Source organism: Nonlabens sp. (genome assembly GCF_018401815.1).
Lineage (GTDB): Bacteria > Bacteroidota > Bacteroidia > Flavobacteriales > Flavobacteriaceae > Nonlabens.
Window position 1 is genome coordinate 63,155 of the sequence record NZ_JAGYKG010000001.1, and the last position, 17,624, is coordinate 80,778.

The window sequence follows — 17,624 nt, forward strand, 5'->3', positions numbered from 1 at the left end:
TCGCGAAAGCGCGCTACTACTTACTTCTATTCTATTTTTTAATTCTTAGTCAAAATAATAAATCGCACTTCTATAATCAGTACCACGACTGTGGTTCTTTGTTGCAGCATGTGTCTGTAGATGCATATCAATTAATTTTTACCAATCTACTTGGTCTGTAAAGTAAGTAAGGACCGCTTCACTCCTATTCTCAAGTGGAGACACTTGAAAATAACCCTTGATCGATTCCCTCTACCCCTTCAATAGCCTGAAATACGGCTTCAATACGCCGATGGCAACCACCGCCAAAACTTAGTTGAGTAATCGTTTTGATGTGTGAGATTATAGTAAAAATTACGGGCAAATTCCGTATTTTCGCAGACTTGTAATAGACCATGATAGATAAATTAAATATTGTAAAAAACCGTTTTGACGAGGTAAATGACTTGATCATACAGCCAGATATTATTTCTGATCAAAAACGGTACGTAGAACTTACCAAAGAATATAAAGATCTTAAAAACCTCATGGACAAACGTGAGATGTATATAGAACTGACTGCTAATTTAGAAGAAGCACAAGAAATCATATCAGACGGTAGCGATGCAGATATGGTAGAAATGGCACAGATGCAGCTTGATGAAGCTAAAGAAGCTATTCCTGCACTAGAAGAAGAAATACGCATGATGCTGGTTCCTAAAGATCCTGAAGATTCTAAAAATGCCGTTATGGAAATACGTGCAGGTGCAGGTGGAGATGAAGCGAGTATTTTTGCGGGTGATCTTTTTAGAATGTATGAAAAGTACTGCTCTAGTAAAGGTTGGAGTACCAGTATCGTAGATACCAGCCATGGAACTAGTGGTGGTTATAAAGAAATCATCATGGAAGTAAATGGTGAGGACGTTTACGGTACTTTAAAATTTGAAGCTGGAGTGCACCGCGTACAACGAGTACCTCAAACAGAGACTCAAGGACGTGTGCATACTAGTGCTGCGACAGTTATGGTACTGCCAGAAGCAGAAGAATTTGACTTAGAACTCGACATGTCTGAAGTGCGCATAGAACGCACCACATCTACCGGTCCGGGAGGTCAGTCGGTAAACACGACCTACTCTGCCATTAAATTACACCACGAGCCTACTGGTATGATCGTGAGCTGTCAAGATCAGAAGTCTTCTCATAAAAACTTAGAGAAAGCCCTCAAAGTATTGCGCTCTCGTTTATATGATATCGAACTCGCAAAGAAAATGGCAGCCGACTCTGAAAAGCGTAAAAGCATGGTAAGTACTGGTGACCGTAGTGCCAAAATTAGAACCTACAACTATTCTCAAGGACGTGTAACAGACCACCGCATCAATTTAACCTTGTACGATCTAGATAACATCATCAATGGTGATATTCAAAAAATTATCGACGAGCTGCGATTGGTAGATAATACAGAGAAGTTGCAAATGAATGATGACGGCATATAACAGTGCCGGAACCCAAAGAGAACAACAACCGATGACCGTACAAAAACTAACCACTCAAATACTTCAAAAAAAATCCTTCCTTTGTGTAGGATTAGATGTGGATTTAGAAAAAATACCCGCTCATTTATTGCAGGAAGAAGATCCTATTTTCGCTTTCGCGAAAGCGATTATAGATGCTACACACGACTTATGTGTAGCCTATAAACCCAACACAGCATTCTTTGAAGCATACGGGGTAAAAGGATGGATGGCTTTAGAAAAAACCATTCAATACCTCAACGAAAACCATCCGGATCACTTCACTATAGCCGATGCCAAACGTGGAGATATAGGAAACACTTCTACTCGATATGCCAAAGCCTTTTACGAAGATTTGAATTTTGACAGTGTCACCATTGCCCCTTATATGGGTAAAGATTCTGTAGAACCATTTCTTGCTTTCAAACATAAATTTGCTATTCTTCTGGCACTCACATCCAACCAAGGTGCATTTGATTTCCAGACCAAATCTGTAGATGGAAAACCCTTGTATCAACAAGTGCTTCAAACAGCATCACAATACAAAAACAGTGATCGATTGATGTATGTCGTAGGTGCTACAAAAGCGGAGTATCTTAAAGAAATACGTGAAATTGTTCCTAATGCTTTTCTATTAGTTCCTGGCGTAGGAGCACAAGGTGGCAGTCTAGAAGAGGTAGTGAAGTACGGAAAAAACGATCAGATAGGATTATTAGTTAATTCTTCTCGTGGTATCATCTACGCTTCAAAAGAAACAGATTTTGCTGAGGTGGCACGAGCCAAGGCAATGGAATTACAACAGCAAATGGCTGGATTGATTTAAAAGAAATTTTAAAAGACCTCTCTAAAAATAAGGCGGTTCCAAAGAGTGATGGGTTCCATTAATTTCTAAAAATCATGATCAATCGCTCTGAAGTTTGTTGATCAAAGTCCTCTAATTGATAATTTCCATAAACATCTACTAGATCTAACCCTGCAGCAGCAAAATAGCTTTGAAAATCTTCTAAAGTTAACGCGCTTACTCGTTCTGTAAAGTGGTAATCGTGGTCGTTATCTCTAAATTTTATATCCTTATATATAAAACCATTTTCAAAACGCCTGGTATTGTGAAAGGTAATTCCTTCCTCGGTTTTAGAATTTTGTGGGACCAAGTTTTTAATCACCTGATGCACATTCATAAAATCAATCACTCCATAACCACCTGGTTTCAGATTTTGTCGAATGGCCTTGATTGTCTTTAAATTATCTTCTGCGTCATTAAAATAGCCAAAACTGGTAAAGAGATTAAAAACGGCATCAAAAAGTTGATCATAAGCAAGCGTCATGTTGTGCACATGGAAGTCGATCTTAGAAGTATCTATAGGAGCTAAGCTGCTGCTTTCTTCATGAGTAGATTCGATCAACGCAGTTTTTCTCAATTCCGCTTTCGCGAAAGCGATACTACTGTCACTCAAATCAACGCCCGTGACCCGATATCCCAGTTGATTGAGGTACATGCTGTGACGGCCACGACCACAGGCTAAATCCATAATATGAGCATTTTCGTCCAACTTTAATCGCTGGCTAAGACGCTTCATAAACGCTCCTGCCTCTGCATCATCTCGATCTCGGTAAAGGATGTGGTAATAAGGGGTATCGAACCAACTGGCGAACCACTGATCTGATGTGTTTAGATTGCTCATAGACCACAAAAATACCTTAATTTTGTGGATCAAATTCCACGATGATGTCCCAAAATTTTAAGATGATTGCCAAAACGCTTTTTGGCCTAGAAGAAGTTCTTGAACAAGAACTCCAACAACTAGGCGCCATGAATATAAAGCGTGGTGTGCGGATGGTTGAATTTACTGGAGACCAAGGATTTATGTACAAAGCAAATATGATGTTGCGTACCGCTATCCGAATTTTAAAACCTATTTATAGTTTTAGCGCACGTAATGAAGTAGATCTTTACGATGGGATTTATCAATACGACTGGTCCAAGCATCTTACACATCACGACACACTTGCTGTTCATGGCACCATTGCCTCTCAATACTTTAACCACAGCCAGTATGTGGCATTGAAAACTAAAGATGCCATTGTAGATCAAATACGTCGCAATACCGGTCAACGACCAGACGTGGATACCAAACATCCAGATTTAAGAATATCAGTACATATTAACGATCAAAACGTTGATGTATCTTTAGATACAAGTGGCGAACCTTTATACAAACGCGGTTATAGAAGCATGACCAACGAGGCTCCAATCAATGAAGTTCTTGCCGCTGGAATCATATTGTTAAGTAATTGGGATCAACGTTCTACATTCATAGACCCTATGTGTGGTAGTGGAACCATTGCAATAGAAGCAGCAATGATAGGGGCTAATATTGCTCCTAATATTAACCGTAACGAATTTGGCTTTGAGAAATGGCCTGATTATGACAACCAGTTGTTTGAAAATATTCAAGAGAGTTGCTTGAAAAAGATGCGCGAATTTGACGGGAAAATTATCGCTAGAGATGCCGATGGGTATACCGTAGAGAAAGCCATTGAGAATGTGAAAAATGCCAATCTTACTGACTTTATAAGGGTAGAAAAAGGCGATTTCTTTAGAGACCACCAAAGTGCTAGTGCGTTCTTAATGTTTAACCCACCTTATGATGAGCGTATTTCTGTGGATGTGGAAGAATTTTACAAAGAAATAGGTGACACCTTAAAAAAACGTTATGCTGGTTCTACAGCATGGATGATTACTGGAAATCTAGAAGCATTGAAATATGTAGGCTTGCGTCCTTCTCGTAGGATCCAATTGTACAACGGTAAGATTGAGGCAAAATTAGTGAAGTACGAAATGTATAAAGGGACAAAGAAATTGCATAAGGTCCGTTCTAGTGAGGAGGAAGAGTAAGCCCCATTGCCCTGCGGACATTTCCCCAATAGGGAAAGCTAATGAAGTGGGATGAGGGATGTGGTCAACTATATTTACTAACCTTGCTTAAGAATAAGCAGATCCCTGATAAATTTGAGACAAGCTTTCAGGTTAAATTTATAATCCTCGAGCCAAATTTTCTGCGATGACGATCTAACTAAGAACTTCAACTTCATTTTAACTAAATTTGCAACCTAAACAATAGGCGTCCATTAAATAACAGAATTATGGGTGAACTGAAATAGTAACTTACAATCAAAATACTGCAACAAACCACTCTGAACTCATAACTTGTACATGAATATACTTTTACCGTTTCTCGCTGTTTTATTGGGTTTTGCAGCCGCATTGCTTTTAAAAACACAATCAAAAAGCCGAATAAAATTATTGCTAGCTTTTTCTGGGGCTTTTTTATTGAGTGCTGTAGCCAGTGAATTCTTACCAGAGATATACCAAAGTGGCGAAGCTACCTATGGAGCATTCCTTATGGGTGGGGTTTTCTTGCAAATTATCCTAGAGTTTTTCTCTAAGGGAGCTGAGCATGGTCATTTGCATATCAATAAAGAAATGCCTGTATTTCCGTATTTGCTTTTTGGAAGTTTATGCCTGCATGCATTCTTAGAAGGAATGCCTTTACAAGGAGAAACCAGCATGATTTATGGAATTGCCATACATAAAATACCTATAGCCTTTATTTTTACTTCGTTTTTATTAGCGAGTCATTACAATAAGTGGAAAACAGTTTTGATCGTATTGTTTTTTGCAGCGATGTCTCCTTTGGGAAGTCTTGCAGCTGAAAATCTGAACATCCTTCAAGATTACATGCTACCTATTCAAGCTTTAGTAGCTGGAATAGTTCTTCATGTTTCGACAACTTTAATTCTAGAAGCTAGTGAAGCACACAAATTTAATTTTGCTAAGATTGTAGTTATGGTTTTGGGGGGAGTTTTGGGGTTTTTGTTGTAGTTGTTGATACTATTTAATCTATCAACTTACCACAAACCAAACCATAGCGGCATGACTCAGGCTTCCTCCTAACACAAATAGGTGCCAGATCACGTGGTTGAAATACAGTTGATTCCACACATAAAACACAATTCCTACCGTAAAGAAAATACCACCGGTAATTAAGAGATTCATCTGTAAATAAGTAAAGGAATCGCTTAAGGTCTGGAGGTCAAAGACAATCATCCATCCCATTACCAAGTACAATATACTTGAAAAGGCTTCAAACTTCCCTGTAAAGAACAACTTCCATATTGTACCAAATAAAGCGACTCCCCAAACAGCTGCTAGAATATATCCCCCACTAGATTGCTCTAAAGTGATCAAACAAATTGGAGTGTAAGTACCAGCTATAGAGGCATAAATAGAAATATGATCCAGCTTTCTAAGCTTAAATTTTAAAACCCCTTCTTTTGCCCTGTGGTAAGCTGTTGATGAAAAGTACAAGAAAAGTTGGGAGAAGCAATACACTAAAAGTGCCACTAACATATCATCTATGGACCAATCTGCAGTTGTAAATAATCCAATGCTTATGCCTATAAAAAGAAGAAACCCAATCCCATGTGTCATGACATTCCAAACCTCTTCTAGGTCTGTTTGTGCTCTAGCCATCAAGGGATGTATTTAGAAGTTCCTTTCTAGCTTCTTCGTATTCAGCAACCATAGCTTCTACTACTTGAGCCGCAGGAATAATTTCGTCTATAAGTCCTGAGACTTGTCCTATTTCTAACTCGCCCTCCTGCATATCGCCTTCAAACATTCCTTTTTTAGCTCTTGCCCTTCCTAAAAGTGTTTTTAATGCTTCAGGAGTGGGTGCTGTTTTGTACAGCTCTTGAACATCATTCCAAAATTTATTGCGCATCATTCTTACGGGAGCCAATTCTTTTAATGTTAAATGCGTTGCTCCTTCTCCAGCTTCTACAACAGCCTTTTTAAAATTAATATGACTGCTTGCTTCATTTGTCGCGACAAATCTGCTTCCCAATTGCACTCCATCTGCGCCTAAAACCATAGCCGCGAGCATCCCTCGACCGGTAGCAATTCCTCCGGCGGCGATCAATGGAATATCAATTGCTTTTGCTACTTGTGGTATTAAAGTTAAGGTGGTGGACTCTTCCCTACCGTTATGTCCGCCAGCTTCAAAACCTTCAGCAACCACAGCATCTACTCCTGCTTCTTGTGACTTTAAAGCAAATTTTACCGAACTCACTACATGAACTACGGTAATACCGGCCTCCTTTAATCGTTTGGTATAAGTCTTAGGATTCCCTGCACTAGTAAAAACAATCGGCACTTTTTCTTCAATGATAATTTCTAGAATTTCTTCCAGATCCGTATACAACAAGGGAACATTGACACCATAAGGCTTATTTGTTCCTGCTTTTGTTTTTTGGATGTGTTCTCTCAATACCTCTGGGTACATGGAGCCCGCTCCTATTAAACCCAAACCACCAGCGTTGCTTACTGCGGTGACTAGTTGATGTCCACTTGCCCAAATCATCCCACCTTGAATGATGGGATATTTAATATGGAATAATTTGGTGATGGGGTTTTGTGGCATGAATGTGTTTCTAAAAAATGGTAGTGTAGCAAATTTAAGGAAGATTAATTGGGAACAAGCATCACGCCAAAGCCTTTTGGTCAGTTGTTATGGCTTCATGACATTTTTCCCTTCAGCTTAAGGGAAAGGCTTCTGCTTAGAGTCATTTGAACTAATAGGTAGTAGTAAATCGTTTATTTCTTAGAACCTCTGCTTATGCTTGTTCATAAAAAGCAATTGTTATAACTATCGAACCACAACTTTATAAGTAGTCTCTTTTTGATCAATTCTAAAAAGATACAACCCAGCAGCAATTTGATGCAGGTCAATAGGAGCCTCTTGTGAGACTGATTCTTCCAAAATGAGTTGTCCTTGTAAGTTATAGAGTCGGAAAGAGGTGGAGTTTTCGCCTCGAGCGGTAGTAAAGATCAACTCTTTGTCTTTTACATAATAATTAAAATCCTGAAGGTTGAAATAGGTCGTGTTTAAGGTTTGTTGTGCGGCTCCAAAATCAGGAATTCCGTAACCCAACAAATTATCTGGAGTCGTCGCTTGATGGGCACTAGCTCTTACGGCATCGACTATTTCTTGAGGCGTAAGGTTGGGGAAGGCCTGCATCAAACAAGCAACCGAACCACTGATCAATGGTGCACTAAACGAGGTACCACTTGTAGCGACCAGATTCCCAGATTCGTCTATAGTTGCCGTAGCGCTTCCTTGGGCGGCAATATCAGGGCGTATGCGACCATCTACCGTGGGGCCGATACTGGAGAAACTTGATTTCACTTCTGTGGCAGTTACAGCGCCTATAGAAAATGCTCCCAACGCATCTGCCGGGGCAGCATTATAGGGATAAAGGGTGCTGTTACCAGAATTTCCTGCACTGGTAACCACTACCATTCCTTTCTCAAAAGCAACATTAGCTCCTCGGGAAATAAAGGCTGTGATACCGTTCATATCTTGATAATCGAGGCTTTCGGCGGTGTTGTCAAAATCTAAATAACCTAGAGATACATTGATCACATCAACACCAAGAGAATCGGCACGCTCTGCGGCTTGTACCCAATAAGACATTTCTGCTGGAGTTTCTTGCGAGGCTTCTTCGGTACGAAATAAATGATAACGGGCATCTGGTGCCGTTCCTTCAAAATTACTAGGGTCATTTCCTGCCATCACGCTTAATACTCTTGCTCCGTGATAGTGATCTTCATAAATAGTAGCATCTCGATCTACAAAATCCCAACCGCCTGCGATGCCATTGTTGTTGCGCAACTGCGCAAAACCCGTATTGATATCTACATTGGGAAAACCCGAATCTGTTACAGCAATGAGCATACCAGAACCTGTATTTCCGGTATTGTGCAAATTGTCAAGACCTATCATTTGTATTTGATTTGTTGCCGTACCATAAGACAGTGGTGTGGTGACCGTTTGAGCAAACTTATCTCGATGGCTGCTAGAAGCACTTTTTGTAGGGTCTGCATAATCGATACTGGATACAAAAGCGAAGTTGGCTAACGCATCGATATGGGAGGTAGTTCCTACTACATGCACACAATTGAACCATTTGGATTGGGCTTTGTAGGCAATTCCCGGTTGTGCTTTGATCTGTGCGACATACAACTGATTCATAGGCATATCTCTATCGTCAATAGGAATGTGGTGCCTGGCTTTGCGGTCTAGTGCTCTTTGAGTTAAAATACTCTGTGGGTTAGTGAGTGACGCCAGTGTATTAGGTTTATCAGCAAAGTAAATCCAAGCATGAAAATCTTGAGCGCTGGCCAAGCTCGTTATTAAACCAACAACTAAAAACAAGAGTTTTTTCATAGGTTTAAATTTACGGGTTTTTTTCCTAAATCCTTTCCAAAGAAAAGGACCGCTATTTTCTTTATACTGGCTATTGAGAGTAGATTCAAGTTCGAGTTCGAATTCATTTACCACTTCTTTCCCCAGCCCTAAAGGGTGGAAGCTACACTTTTATTAAATGGTCATTCCGCTGCAGAGCGGAATCGGATGTTACCTTCTCAACCTCATAAACATCACAACACCCATCCCAACCTTCCCTCGAGGGAAGGCTTTTAATCGTTTTTTCAAGTTCGAGTTCGAATTCATTTACCACTTCTTTCCCCAGCCCTAAAGGGTGGAAGCTACACTTTTATTAAATGGTCATTCCGCTGCAGAGCGGAATCGGATGTTACCTTCTATATCTCATCAACACCGCAACACCCATCCCAACCTTCCCTCGAGGGAAGGCTTTTAATCGTTTTTTCAAGTTCGAGTTCGAATTCAAGTTCGAGTTCAATAGCCTATTCCAAATACTTTTGAAAGAAAAGGGTGCTTTACCGCATGTTTTAAATTTAAACTTAAATTTATTTTAAGCAATAACACCGCTTCCTAAACACTCGTTATCTTGATACCAAGCCACAAATTGTCCTGGTGAAATAGCACTTTGCTCGTCATCAAAAATAACGTATAGTCCATTTTCTACACGATGCAACGTCGCTTTCTCTAAAGTCTGACGGTAACGTATACGCGCCATTACTTCTAGTGTTGCTCCTATTTCTATTTCTAGATCTTCTCTAATCCAGTGCGTTTCGGCAGCAGTTACAAAAAGTCCGCGTCTGTATAATCCAGGATGATTTTTTCCTTGACCTACATAAATCGTATTGGTAATCACGTCTGTTTCAATAACAAAAAGCGGCTCGGGTGTACCACCTACAGCGAGTCCTTTGCGTTGACCACGTGTAAAATAATGTGCCCCTTGATGTTGTCCTACTTTTTTCCCTTCTGTGGGATGGTATTTCCGCTTTCGCGAAAGCGTCACCAGTTCCTCATCCGAACCAGCAGCTGCTGCAGGAACAAGCTCTAGCATCTTCTCGCGACTGGTTTGCGCGTCGATCTCCACGATATCGCCAACCTTAGGTTGTAATTGCTGTTGTAAAAAATCTGGCAAACGTACTTTTCCTATAAAACACAAGCCTTGGGAATCCTTTTTACCAGCGGTTATCAGGTTCTGAGCCGCGGCTATTTCTCTGACTTGAGGTTTTTGTAAATGACCTATTGGAAAGAGGGTTTTGGCGAGTTGTTTTTGAGAAACTTGACACAAAAAATAACTTTGATCTTTATTGGCATCTGCTCCTCCTATCAAATGGTGAACTTCTTGACCGTTTTCTATGCTAGTTGTTTTTTGGCAATAATGACCTGTTGCGACAAAGTCAGCACCTAGTTCTAAGGCAATATCCATAAAGACATCAAACTTGATCTCGCGATTGCAAAGCACATCTGGGTTAGGTGTGCGCCCACGAGCATACTCGTCAAACATATAATCTACAATGCGTTCCTTATATGGATTGCTTAAATCTACGGTCTGAAATGGAATCCCTAATTTATCCGCGACCAACATTGCATCATTGGAATCTTCTAACCACGGACACTCATCACTTATAGTCACGGTATCATCGTGCCAGTTTTTCATAAACAAACCGATCACCTCGTGACCTTGTTCTTTTAACAAATACGCAGCAACGCTAGAGTCTACGCCACCAGAAAGTCCTACTACTACTTTTGCCATACTGCAAAAATACGATAAGAGCAGTCGATAAAAGTAGCCAACTGATTAGATTTTTCTTATTGTAGAACGTAATCTATCTATCAGAAAACTTCCAGTTTTGAAAGCTTTATAAACAATTTAAATAGTTTGTTTTCGTTATTTTGCAACTTGAAAAAGAAAAGAAATGAAGACTGCTTTTAAAAATTATACTGTTGCCGTACTAGCACTAGTCACGATCGTACTTATTTCATGTGAAGATGCAGATGATAATGGGAATATCATAGATCCTAATAACTCTGCATTCGACTTGACAGAAACCAACTCCGATTTGAGTATCCTCAATACGGCATTGATACAAACAGGCCTGGACGCAACATTGGATTCTCAAGGAACCTATACCGTTTTTGCTCCTAACAATGCGGCTTTTAATCAGTACTTTACGTCAAACGGTTATGCCAATATTGAAGCTGTTCCTATAGCAGAATTAAGAGCCATTTTACTTTACCACCTTCTCAATATTGAAGTGACTAGTGATTTACTAAGTACTGGTTATGTAAAAACCTTGGGGAAAGATGAAGAAGTAGAAGCGCTAGACTTATTTATAGAGGCTACCACTTCAGTGGTACTTAACGGGAGTATTGCAGTAGCCCAAGCTGATCTGGAGGTAGATAATGGAGTGGTTCATATTATTGATGGAGTTTTAGAGTTGCCAACCATAGCCACTCTAATTGCTGCAAATCCAGAATTCAGTAATTTAGAAACCGCACTATTACAACAAGGACTAGAAATTACTTTATCTAATACTGATGGAACTATGCAAGATCCATTTACTGTATTCGCTCCTACAGACGATGGGTTTCAAGCTTTAATAGACATAGACCCTATGGACGGTCTTACTAACCTACAAGACCTTCTTGACCTTACCAATCTTACCGATATCTTATTATATCATGTAGCAGGAAACCTGCGCATACGCTCTGGAGATATCAGTAATGGATTCGTAATTGATCCTATTGCCGCAGGAACCTTTTCTATAGCTACCACGTCTGGAATTGTCATCACTGATGGGCAGATGATAGAAGCCAACGTAACCGCTACAGATGTTACTGCTGTTAATGGAGTCATTCATACTATTGATATGGTGATGCGATCTTTGTAACTAGGACATCTTTAAAATTTTAAAAAATCTCGCTCTTTGGCGGGACTTTTTTTATTCTATATTTACCATTATAGCGCATTTTATGAGTAGGATCGATTACCCAGAACTTAAAAAAACCATCAATACACACTGTCTTGAACTAGTGGGCGATCGATTAACAACTATTGACCACAACCTAGATTCCTTAATGGACGCTAAGCGCAATGAAACAAAAAGTAGCGCTGGAGATAAGTATGAAACCGGTAGAGCCATGATTCAAAATGAAGAAGAACTCTACAAAAGGCAACGTGCTGAAACTTCTAAAATTCTCGATCAATTGCTGCGTATCGATCCAGATAAAGAATGCCATCAGGTAGAACCCGGAGCACTAGTGCTATTGCCTTCTGGTTTGTTCTATGTAGCTGCTGGAATGGGTAAACTTTCTGTGAATGGCATAGACTGTTTTGCGATATCATTATCTTCCCCTATAGGTCAAGCCTTAAAAGGTAAAAAAACAGGCGAAGTCATTAGGTTTCAAGATCAAGATGTGATGATTCTAAAAGTGTATTAATAATTCAGTTTCTACTTATGGTGTTCTCTAAATTGAATAAACAATTAACCGAATTAGCCTCATTTATTAAAGCCGGTGACCAACTCAATCTTAAAGTTTCCAAAAAAAGCAGCTACTGGCATTTAGATCATAGCTGCAAGGTATTGCATGCCATTTCAGAAGCTTTGACGACCTCTCAACCAAAAGATTACCAACCAAAGTACTCGTTGCCTAAATTGATGATCATGACAACAGGCTTTATTCCTCGAGGAAAAGGTCGAGCACCAAAGCAAACTTTACCTACAGGTGACCTCTCAACAGAAGCATTATATTCTAATCTTGAAAAAATTAAAGAAGCGATAAAAGACCTCAACGACTTATCAAAGAACAACAACTTTAAACATCCGGTTTTTGGATATTTAAATCTGAAGGATGCGATTAAGTTTATGGGGATTCACACCCAGCATCACTTAAAGATCATGAGAGCTATTGTAAGTAATAATTCGTAGTACTAAAAATTAGGAATCTATCGACGACTTCTATTAAAACAAAAAAATCCAGCTTTTCAGATGGATTTTTGTCGATAGGTGTTGTCAAAATGTGAGTAGGAAAACCTACTCTTCTTCTTCGTCTTTTTTCTTAACCTTAGGAACAAATAAGGCTGCTCGTTCTAATAATTTTTCAGACACTTTAAACTCTCCACTAAACTCATAAGCAGCGTCTTCTCTACTAAATTTAAAATACGCAGACTTGGCCCATCTTAAGTCGGTTGCTTTTTTTAGAAATTGCTCGTGTGTAAGGATTTCCTCTACCTCATCATTTTTCCATACGAGTATGCGATAAATACCTACTCCATTTTTCATACTTCTCTCAATAACTTCTCTAAAAGCCTCTGATGAGAATACCTGCACGCCCTCTTCAGTAACCTTGTAATCAAGGTCTTTAAATAAGATAGCCGTTAAGAATTGTTCTAAAGTCATGGTGTTTTTTTATTTCAGGAAACAAAGGTACTGCTATACTCTATTATATTGATGAATAGCACTACTAATTATAAGCATTCCAATGGTCCTATTGGAAGAATAAAAGAAGTAGCATCATTTTACCTTCTAGCTGTGTTTGTCTTTCATTAAGAAAAAAATAGAACTCTTTCCTTAAGAATAATGCCCTAAAGAATTTTGTGGATCACCACCTGAATTAAACTGGGATTTTACATGAGGTTTATTCAAATCCAGAATAGTGAAAACTCCTAGAAGAACTCCCAATATACCGGTAATGCAATTGATGATTGATATGGCAAAAATAAAATTATAATTGCGTCGCTCCTTGATATATTTTCCCGCTAATAAAGTTAAAAGACCAATGCTAACCGTAATTACAAATCCAACTGCTCCTATGACAATAAAAATATTCCCTGGATGAAATGGCAGGTTCTGATCATGATTCATAGATCCAGATGTCAAGGCAGTTCCTAAAAATATATAGAGTAAGAAAAATAATGAAAATAAAATCGTCAGAATTCCCTTTACCATATGCAGGGCAGCAAAAGCACCTAAATTATCGGTAGGTAAGTACGGATCATAGGGCTGCTGATATTGTTGTTGTTGTTGATAAAAACCAGATGAGCTCTGCTGATTTTTTTGATTTTGATTTGTTTCCGTAATGATATATCTTGTTATTGGTAGCATAAAAACACCTTTAGTTACCAGATGATCTCATTTAGTTAGCAGTTCATTTTAAAATTACCGATTTTCTATCTAATTATCTTGGAAAAATGACAAGGACATCTAATGATAACAAAAAGAAACTCTTAAAAATTTATAATCTTTTAGCGTGCATAAAGTCCCTTTTGAAGAAATGCAACATAAGGATCAAAATCCTACCTTTGCAATATGTCAGAAACTACTGGAATACGTATTAATAAATTCTTAAGTGAGCAAGGTTTTTGTTCGCGCCGCGCTGCAGACAAACTCATTGAGCAAGAGCGTGTCACTATAAACGGAAAGGTTCCAGAAATGGGAACTAAAGTCATGCCAAATGATGTCGTCGCTGTAGATGGGGAATCTATTTCTAAGAAAAAAGAAAAACCGGTTTACATTGCCTTTAACAAACCTGTGGGTATCGTTTGTACCACAGATACTAGAGTAGAAAAAGACAATATCATCGAGTACATCAATTATCCCACACGTATTTTCCCAATAGGAAGACTAGATAAGATGAGTGAAGGACTTATTTTCCTTACTAACGATGGTGATATCGTCAACAAGATCTTAAGGTCTCGCAACAATCACGGAAAAGAATACATTGTCACCGTAGACCGAAGTATTACCGAAAGTTTTCTTCAAAAAATGCGCTCAGGTATCCCTATACTCGATACGATAACTAAAGAATGTGAAGTAGAACAAATAGGGCGTAAAACCTTTAGAATTGTTCTTACTCAAGGTCTCAACAGACAAATACGTCGCATGTGTGAATATTTGGACTACCGAGTCACCAAGTTAAAACGCATACGCATCATGAATGTCTCACTAGACATCCCTCATGGTACGTATAGAGATTTAACTGTAGAAGAACTGAAGGAGATGGATAGACTTACCAGTCAGAGCACAAAAACGTTGGACTAACCAGCTGCTCAACTGTATTAAAAAATTACAAATTCTCAGGGACTAATGCCAGACTATTAAAAAGCCTTGCTTTAGAACTCAACAATTTCACCCCTACTTCTAGTCTTTTAAGACTTGCTTCAATCAACTTTGTTTCTCTAGCGTTGATTAAGAAAAGAGAACTGTCTCCCAATTCGAACTTTCGCTCTTCAGCAATAAGCATGAGTTGAGAATCTTGCTCTATTTCTTGAGTGATGTCATTTTGTATTAGATAAGAGTCGATCTCACTAAAAATAGCTTTTACCTTGTTTTCAATGGCAAGGGATGTGGCTAGCACATCATATTCTGCATCCTGCAATTTGATTTGTGCGAGCTTTAAATCTCCTCGTTCCTTTCTCAGAAACAAGGGCATAGAAAAAGATAAGCCTGCTTTATAATTACTCCATTGAAATGAATTGGTATTGTCCCAATCTGGTGATAAGGCATCATAGCTGGCTTCAATTTTAGGCAATAGCTTATTGCCTTTAAGCTGTCGTTCTACCTCCAGCTGATCCATTTTAAGTCGCAACGCCAGTATTTTAGGGTGATTTTCTACGGTAAATAAATCTAGTGATTGCCCCATAATTTCTAATGCCGCATCAATTTGGGAGAGCAGCTCTTTTTCTGGAATCACTGTTTCTTGTAATTCTACAGGAATGTCATCCAGCCACAAATAATTAGAAAGTTCCAATCTTTTTTTGATAAAGTCAATCTTTGCTTGTTCAAATCCTAGCAGTCTTGTCTTTACCGCAATGCGAGCTTCTACAGAATCAATGACAGCCTTATCACCAGTTTCTACACTACGCTTGATACCGGCAAGACGTATTTGAGCATTTTTTAAAATCCCCTGAAAGAGTTCTTTTTCTTGTGCTGCTTGCCACCATTCAAAATAAATCTCTGTAGCGTCGTATAAAACGGCATTCACCAATAAGTCTCTTTCAGATTGAGTTTGCTGTCGGAACAATTTTGCTTTTCTTAAGGTGGCCATACGGTCATTAATCCACAATCCTTGACCTAATTGCACACTAACTCCCGCACTGTACAACCCCTCTTCTGGAACATTAAGTGATGGGTCCAAAAAGTCTCCTTCATTGCGTTCTGCTCCAGCTTTAAATTCCACACCGTACCAGGTAGGGATTTTAAAAGCACCTCGCAACTCATCATAATATTCAGTTCCCTTAAAATCTTTACGATCGTAATCTACCTCAATTTTAGGGTCAAAACCACCGCGAGCTTTTAATAATTGTGCTTGACCTTGATCTACCACGAGTCCTGCTTGTTTAACTATGGGATGGAATTTTTTTACATAGCCTAGAAATTCTCTAAGGCTCATTACCGTTGTGTCCTGAGCTACAATTTGAGGGGTTGGTTGTTGGTTTTGCTTTCGCGAAAGCGGTACTGCCATTAAACTGCTAGAGACCAATAGCATAACAAAGACTAGCTTAAGTGAAAAGGCATTATTTCTTATCATTCCTATCTTTTTTAGTAGGTTCCGGAACGTAGTAATTGGGTGGAAAACCATTAAGTCGACGCCATAATTCATACCAAATAGGCACATCTTCTAACAAAGCTATAGTACGAGCACCAGAACCTGGACGCAATGCATCTGGCCATATATGGTCTTTCTCGTCAGGAGCCAATAGCACACGATACTTCCCTTTTCCCTCGGTTATAAAAGTCTCTACCGCAATAACTTTTGCTCCATAAGTTCCATAAGAGGCATTAGGCCATCCAGAGAAAACAATAGCTGGCCAACCGTCAAATTGCACTCGGACCTTTTCCCCTAAGTGTATCAATGGCAAGTCGATAGGCTCGACAAAGGTCTCTACTGCAAGATCATAATTTGCGGGCATAATATTGATCAAGGGCTCGCCGTCTTTAAAAGTCTCGCCTATCCCACCTAAAATAGCTTTATTGATAAATCCGTCTTGTGGCGCAGTTACAAAATAGAGGTCATTCCTAATTTGATAATTGGTGCGATCTGTTTCAAGTTTACTAACTTGTGCTTCTACATCTAACTGACTGGATTGTGCCGTAAACTGATCGCCACGAGCTTTTGCAATCTTTTCTGCATATTCTTGTCTAATGCGGCTCAACTCGATCTCTGCATTGATCAACTCATTTCTGCTTTGCAGCAATTTTTGTTGTTGAGAAATAGCCTTAGCCATAGTTGTTCTAGCCTTTAGGTTTTTCTCTTCCACATCTGCTAAAGACTTGAAGCCTTCTTTTTCTAAAGTTTCCACACGTATTAATTGCGTTTGAGCAATTTGCTCATCATTTTTGGCCGCTTGAAGATCTATGCTGTCTTGTACAATTTTAAGTTGGGACTGGATGAATTTGTTTCTCGCCTGGCTTAGTTTCAATTCTCTTTCACTAGCAAGTGCCTCTATTTGATTGTCTAAAGCTCCTATTTTTTCACGATAAGAGGCAACGCTTGCCGATTTAGCATCAATTTGTTGACCCGTACGACCCACCAAGTTGGGATCAAAATACTCACTTTTCACCTCGCTTATTTTCAATACGGTATCCCCTTTAGTCACACGATCTCCTTCTTTTACATACCACTCTACAATACGTCCTGCTATTGGAGATTGTAAAGTAAGTGGGCGTTGATCTGGCGTTAAGGTAGTTACAAAACCATTTCCTGTGATGTTTTGAGTCCAAGGAAAAAACATTAAAATAATAGCAAAAAGCGCAAATCCACCTAAAAACCTATTGAAGTATTTATAATGCTTGCGTTTCAACACCTTTCTACCCGCATTGAAATTATTCAAATTAGGCTGATCTTTGAGCTCGTTTTTAGATATATTAAGCAT

The 17,624-nt window shown here is 39.1% G+C and carries 17 protein-coding genes; 8 read left to right on the forward strand and 9 right to left on the reverse strand.

All coding sequences use genetic code 11. The features are described from left to right. The first annotated feature begins 374 nt into the window (after window positions 1-374). Together prfA and pyrF are read left to right on the forward strand one after the other, a co-directional pair. Complete coding sequence (gene prfA / locus KG732_RS00325; protein WP_213520103.1) at window positions 375-1,451, forward strand: peptide chain release factor 1; 1,077 nt, start codon at window positions 375-377, stop codon at window positions 1,449-1,451. Between the two features lie 31 nt (window positions 1,452-1,482). Continuing rightward, complete coding sequence (pyrF, locus tag KG732_RS00330) at window positions 1,483-2,292, forward strand: orotidine-5'-phosphate decarboxylase (RefSeq protein WP_213521159.1); 810 nt, start codon at window positions 1,483-1,485, stop codon at window positions 2,290-2,292. A gap of 58 nt (window positions 2,293-2,350) precedes the next feature. Here the strand turns inward: pyrF and KG732_RS00335 are convergent, their stop codons facing one another. Then, the gene (locus KG732_RS00335; protein ID WP_213520104.1) at window positions 2,351-3,151 is read right to left on the reverse strand and encodes a class I SAM-dependent methyltransferase; all 801 of its coding nucleotides are present in this window, start codon (window positions 3,149-3,151) and stop codon (window positions 2,351-2,353) included. 62 nt (window positions 3,152-3,213) lie between these two features. Between KG732_RS00335 and KG732_RS00340 the strand changes: the two genes are divergently transcribed. Continuing rightward, complete coding sequence (locus tag KG732_RS00340; protein WP_292890515.1) at window positions 3,214-4,365, forward strand: THUMP domain-containing protein; 1,152 nt, start codon at window positions 3,214-3,216, stop codon at window positions 4,363-4,365. Window positions 4,366-4,683: 318 nt separating this feature from the next. Continuing rightward, window positions 4,684-5,352 (forward strand): ZIP family metal transporter, encoded by a 669-nt coding sequence (locus KG732_RS00345; protein ID WP_213520108.1) that lies wholly within the window; start codon window positions 4,684-4,686, stop codon window positions 5,350-5,352. 21 nt (window positions 5,353-5,373) lie between these two features. On the opposite strand, the gene KG732_RS00350 is transcribed toward KG732_RS00345, so the two are convergent. The 4 genes from KG732_RS00350 to mnmA form a co-directional block, all read right to left on the reverse strand. Next, the gene (locus tag KG732_RS00350) at window positions 5,374-6,003 is read right to left on the reverse strand and encodes a hemolysin III family protein (RefSeq protein WP_213520110.1); all 630 of its coding nucleotides are present in this window, start codon (window positions 6,001-6,003) and stop codon (window positions 5,374-5,376) included. Then, a complete protein-coding gene (locus KG732_RS00355; protein ID WP_213520112.1) occupies window positions 5,996-6,952 on the reverse strand; it encodes a nitronate monooxygenase in 957 nt (318 codons plus the stop codon). The genes KG732_RS00350 and KG732_RS00355 overlap by 8 nt, the downstream gene beginning before the upstream one ends. Before the next feature lie 225 nt (window positions 6,953-7,177). Next, window positions 7,178-8,758, reverse strand: a complete 1,581-nt coding sequence (locus KG732_RS00360; protein ID WP_213520114.1) for a S8 family serine peptidase — start codon at window positions 8,756-8,758, stop codon at window positions 7,178-7,180. A gap of 547 nt (window positions 8,759-9,305) precedes the next feature. Continuing rightward, window positions 9,306-10,502, reverse strand: coding sequence for a tRNA 2-thiouridine(34) synthase MnmA (gene mnmA / locus KG732_RS00365; RefSeq protein ID WP_213520116.1), 1,197 nt, complete (start codon window positions 10,500-10,502; stop codon window positions 9,306-9,308). Between the two features lie 163 nt (window positions 10,503-10,665). Between mnmA and KG732_RS00370 the strand changes: the two genes are divergently transcribed. The 3 genes from KG732_RS00370 (at window position 10,666) to KG732_RS00380 (ending at window position 12,678) form a co-directional block, all read left to right on the forward strand. Then, window positions 10,666-11,640, forward strand: coding sequence for a fasciclin domain-containing protein (locus KG732_RS00370; RefSeq protein WP_213520118.1), 975 nt, complete (start codon window positions 10,666-10,668; stop codon window positions 11,638-11,640). An 82-nt stretch (window positions 11,641-11,722) separates the two neighbouring features. Further along, window positions 11,723-12,190, forward strand: coding sequence for a transcription elongation factor (locus KG732_RS00375; RefSeq protein ID WP_213520120.1), 468 nt, complete (start codon window positions 11,723-11,725; stop codon window positions 12,188-12,190). 32 nt (window positions 12,191-12,222) lie between these two features. Continuing rightward, complete coding sequence (locus KG732_RS00380; protein WP_292892141.1) at window positions 12,223-12,678, forward strand: hypothetical protein; 456 nt, start codon at window positions 12,223-12,225, stop codon at window positions 12,676-12,678. Between the two features lie 105 nt (window positions 12,679-12,783). On the opposite strand, the gene KG732_RS00385 is transcribed toward KG732_RS00380, so the two are convergent. Together KG732_RS00385 and KG732_RS00390 are read right to left on the reverse strand one after the other, a co-directional pair. Further along, a complete protein-coding gene (locus KG732_RS00385) occupies window positions 12,784-13,149 on the reverse strand; it encodes a hypothetical protein (RefSeq protein ID WP_213520122.1) in 366 nt (121 codons plus the stop codon). 171 nt (window positions 13,150-13,320) lie between these two features. Further along, entirely contained in the window at window positions 13,321-13,854 is a 534-nt protein-coding gene (locus tag KG732_RS00390) for a hypothetical protein (RefSeq protein WP_213520124.1), read from the reverse strand. A 204-nt stretch (window positions 13,855-14,058) separates the two neighbouring features. Here KG732_RS00390 and rluF point away from each other — a divergent pair, with 204 nt between their 5' ends. Next, complete coding sequence (gene rluF, locus KG732_RS00395; RefSeq protein WP_213520126.1) at window positions 14,059-14,790, forward strand: 23S rRNA pseudouridine(2604) synthase RluF; 732 nt, start codon at window positions 14,059-14,061, stop codon at window positions 14,788-14,790. A gap of 25 nt (window positions 14,791-14,815) precedes the next feature. Here the strand turns inward: rluF and KG732_RS00400 are convergent, their stop codons facing one another. Together KG732_RS00400 and KG732_RS00405 are read right to left on the reverse strand one after the other, a co-directional pair. Then, window positions 14,816-16,279, reverse strand: a complete 1,464-nt coding sequence (locus KG732_RS00400; protein WP_213520127.1) for a TolC family protein — start codon at window positions 16,277-16,279, stop codon at window positions 14,816-14,818. Further along, entirely contained in the window at window positions 16,266-17,624 is a 1,359-nt protein-coding gene (locus KG732_RS00405; RefSeq protein ID WP_213520129.1) for an HlyD family efflux transporter periplasmic adaptor subunit, read from the reverse strand. Before KG732_RS00405 ends, KG732_RS00400 begins: the two co-directional genes overlap by 14 nt.

Coding starts and splice junctions, on each gene's coding strand:
- KG732_RS00360 (WP_213520114.1), bottom strand. CDS start 8,758: ATGAAAAAACTCTTGTTTTTAGTTGTTGGTTTAATAACGAGCTTGGCC.
- KG732_RS00400 (WP_213520127.1), bottom strand. CDS start 16,279: ATGATAAGAAATAATGCCTTTTCACTTAAGCTAGTCTTTGTTATGCTA.
- KG732_RS00375 (WP_213520120.1), top strand. CDS start 11,723: ATGAGTAGGATCGATTACCCAGAACTTAAAAAAACCATCAATACACAC.
- rluF (WP_213520126.1), top strand. CDS start 14,059: ATGTCAGAAACTACTGGAATACGTATTAATAAATTCTTAAGTGAGCAA.
- KG732_RS00390 (WP_213520124.1), bottom strand. CDS start 13,854: ATGCTACCAATAACAAGATATATCATTACGGAAACAAATCAAAATCAA.
- pyrF (WP_213521159.1), top strand. CDS start 1,483: ATGACCGTACAAAAACTAACCACTCAAATACTTCAAAAAAAATCCTTC.
- KG732_RS00355 (WP_213520112.1), bottom strand. CDS start 6,952: ATGCCACAAAACCCCATCACCAAATTATTCCATATTAAATATCCCATC.
- KG732_RS00340 (WP_292890515.1), top strand. CDS start 3,214: ATGATTGCCAAAACGCTTTTTGGCCTAGAAGAAGTTCTTGAACAAGAA.
- mnmA (WP_213520116.1), bottom strand. CDS start 10,502: ATGGCAAAAGTAGTAGTAGGACTTTCTGGTGGCGTAGACTCTAGCGTT.
- prfA (WP_213520103.1), top strand. CDS start 375: ATGATAGATAAATTAAATATTGTAAAAAACCGTTTTGACGAGGTAAAT.
- KG732_RS00335 (WP_213520104.1), bottom strand. CDS start 3,151: ATGAGCAATCTAAACACATCAGATCAGTGGTTCGCCAGTTGGTTCGAT.
- KG732_RS00345 (WP_213520108.1), top strand. CDS start 4,684: ATGAATATACTTTTACCGTTTCTCGCTGTTTTATTGGGTTTTGCAGCC.
- KG732_RS00405 (WP_213520129.1), bottom strand. CDS start 17,624: ATGCTTAATATATCTAAAAACGAGCTCAAAGATCAGCCTAATTTGAAT.
- KG732_RS00370 (WP_213520118.1), top strand. CDS start 10,666: ATGAAGACTGCTTTTAAAAATTATACTGTTGCCGTACTAGCACTAGTC.
- KG732_RS00350 (WP_213520110.1), bottom strand. CDS start 6,003: ATGGCTAGAGCACAAACAGACCTAGAAGAGGTTTGGAATGTCATGACA.
- KG732_RS00385 (WP_213520122.1), bottom strand. CDS start 13,149: ATGACTTTAGAACAATTCTTAACGGCTATCTTATTTAAAGACCTTGAT.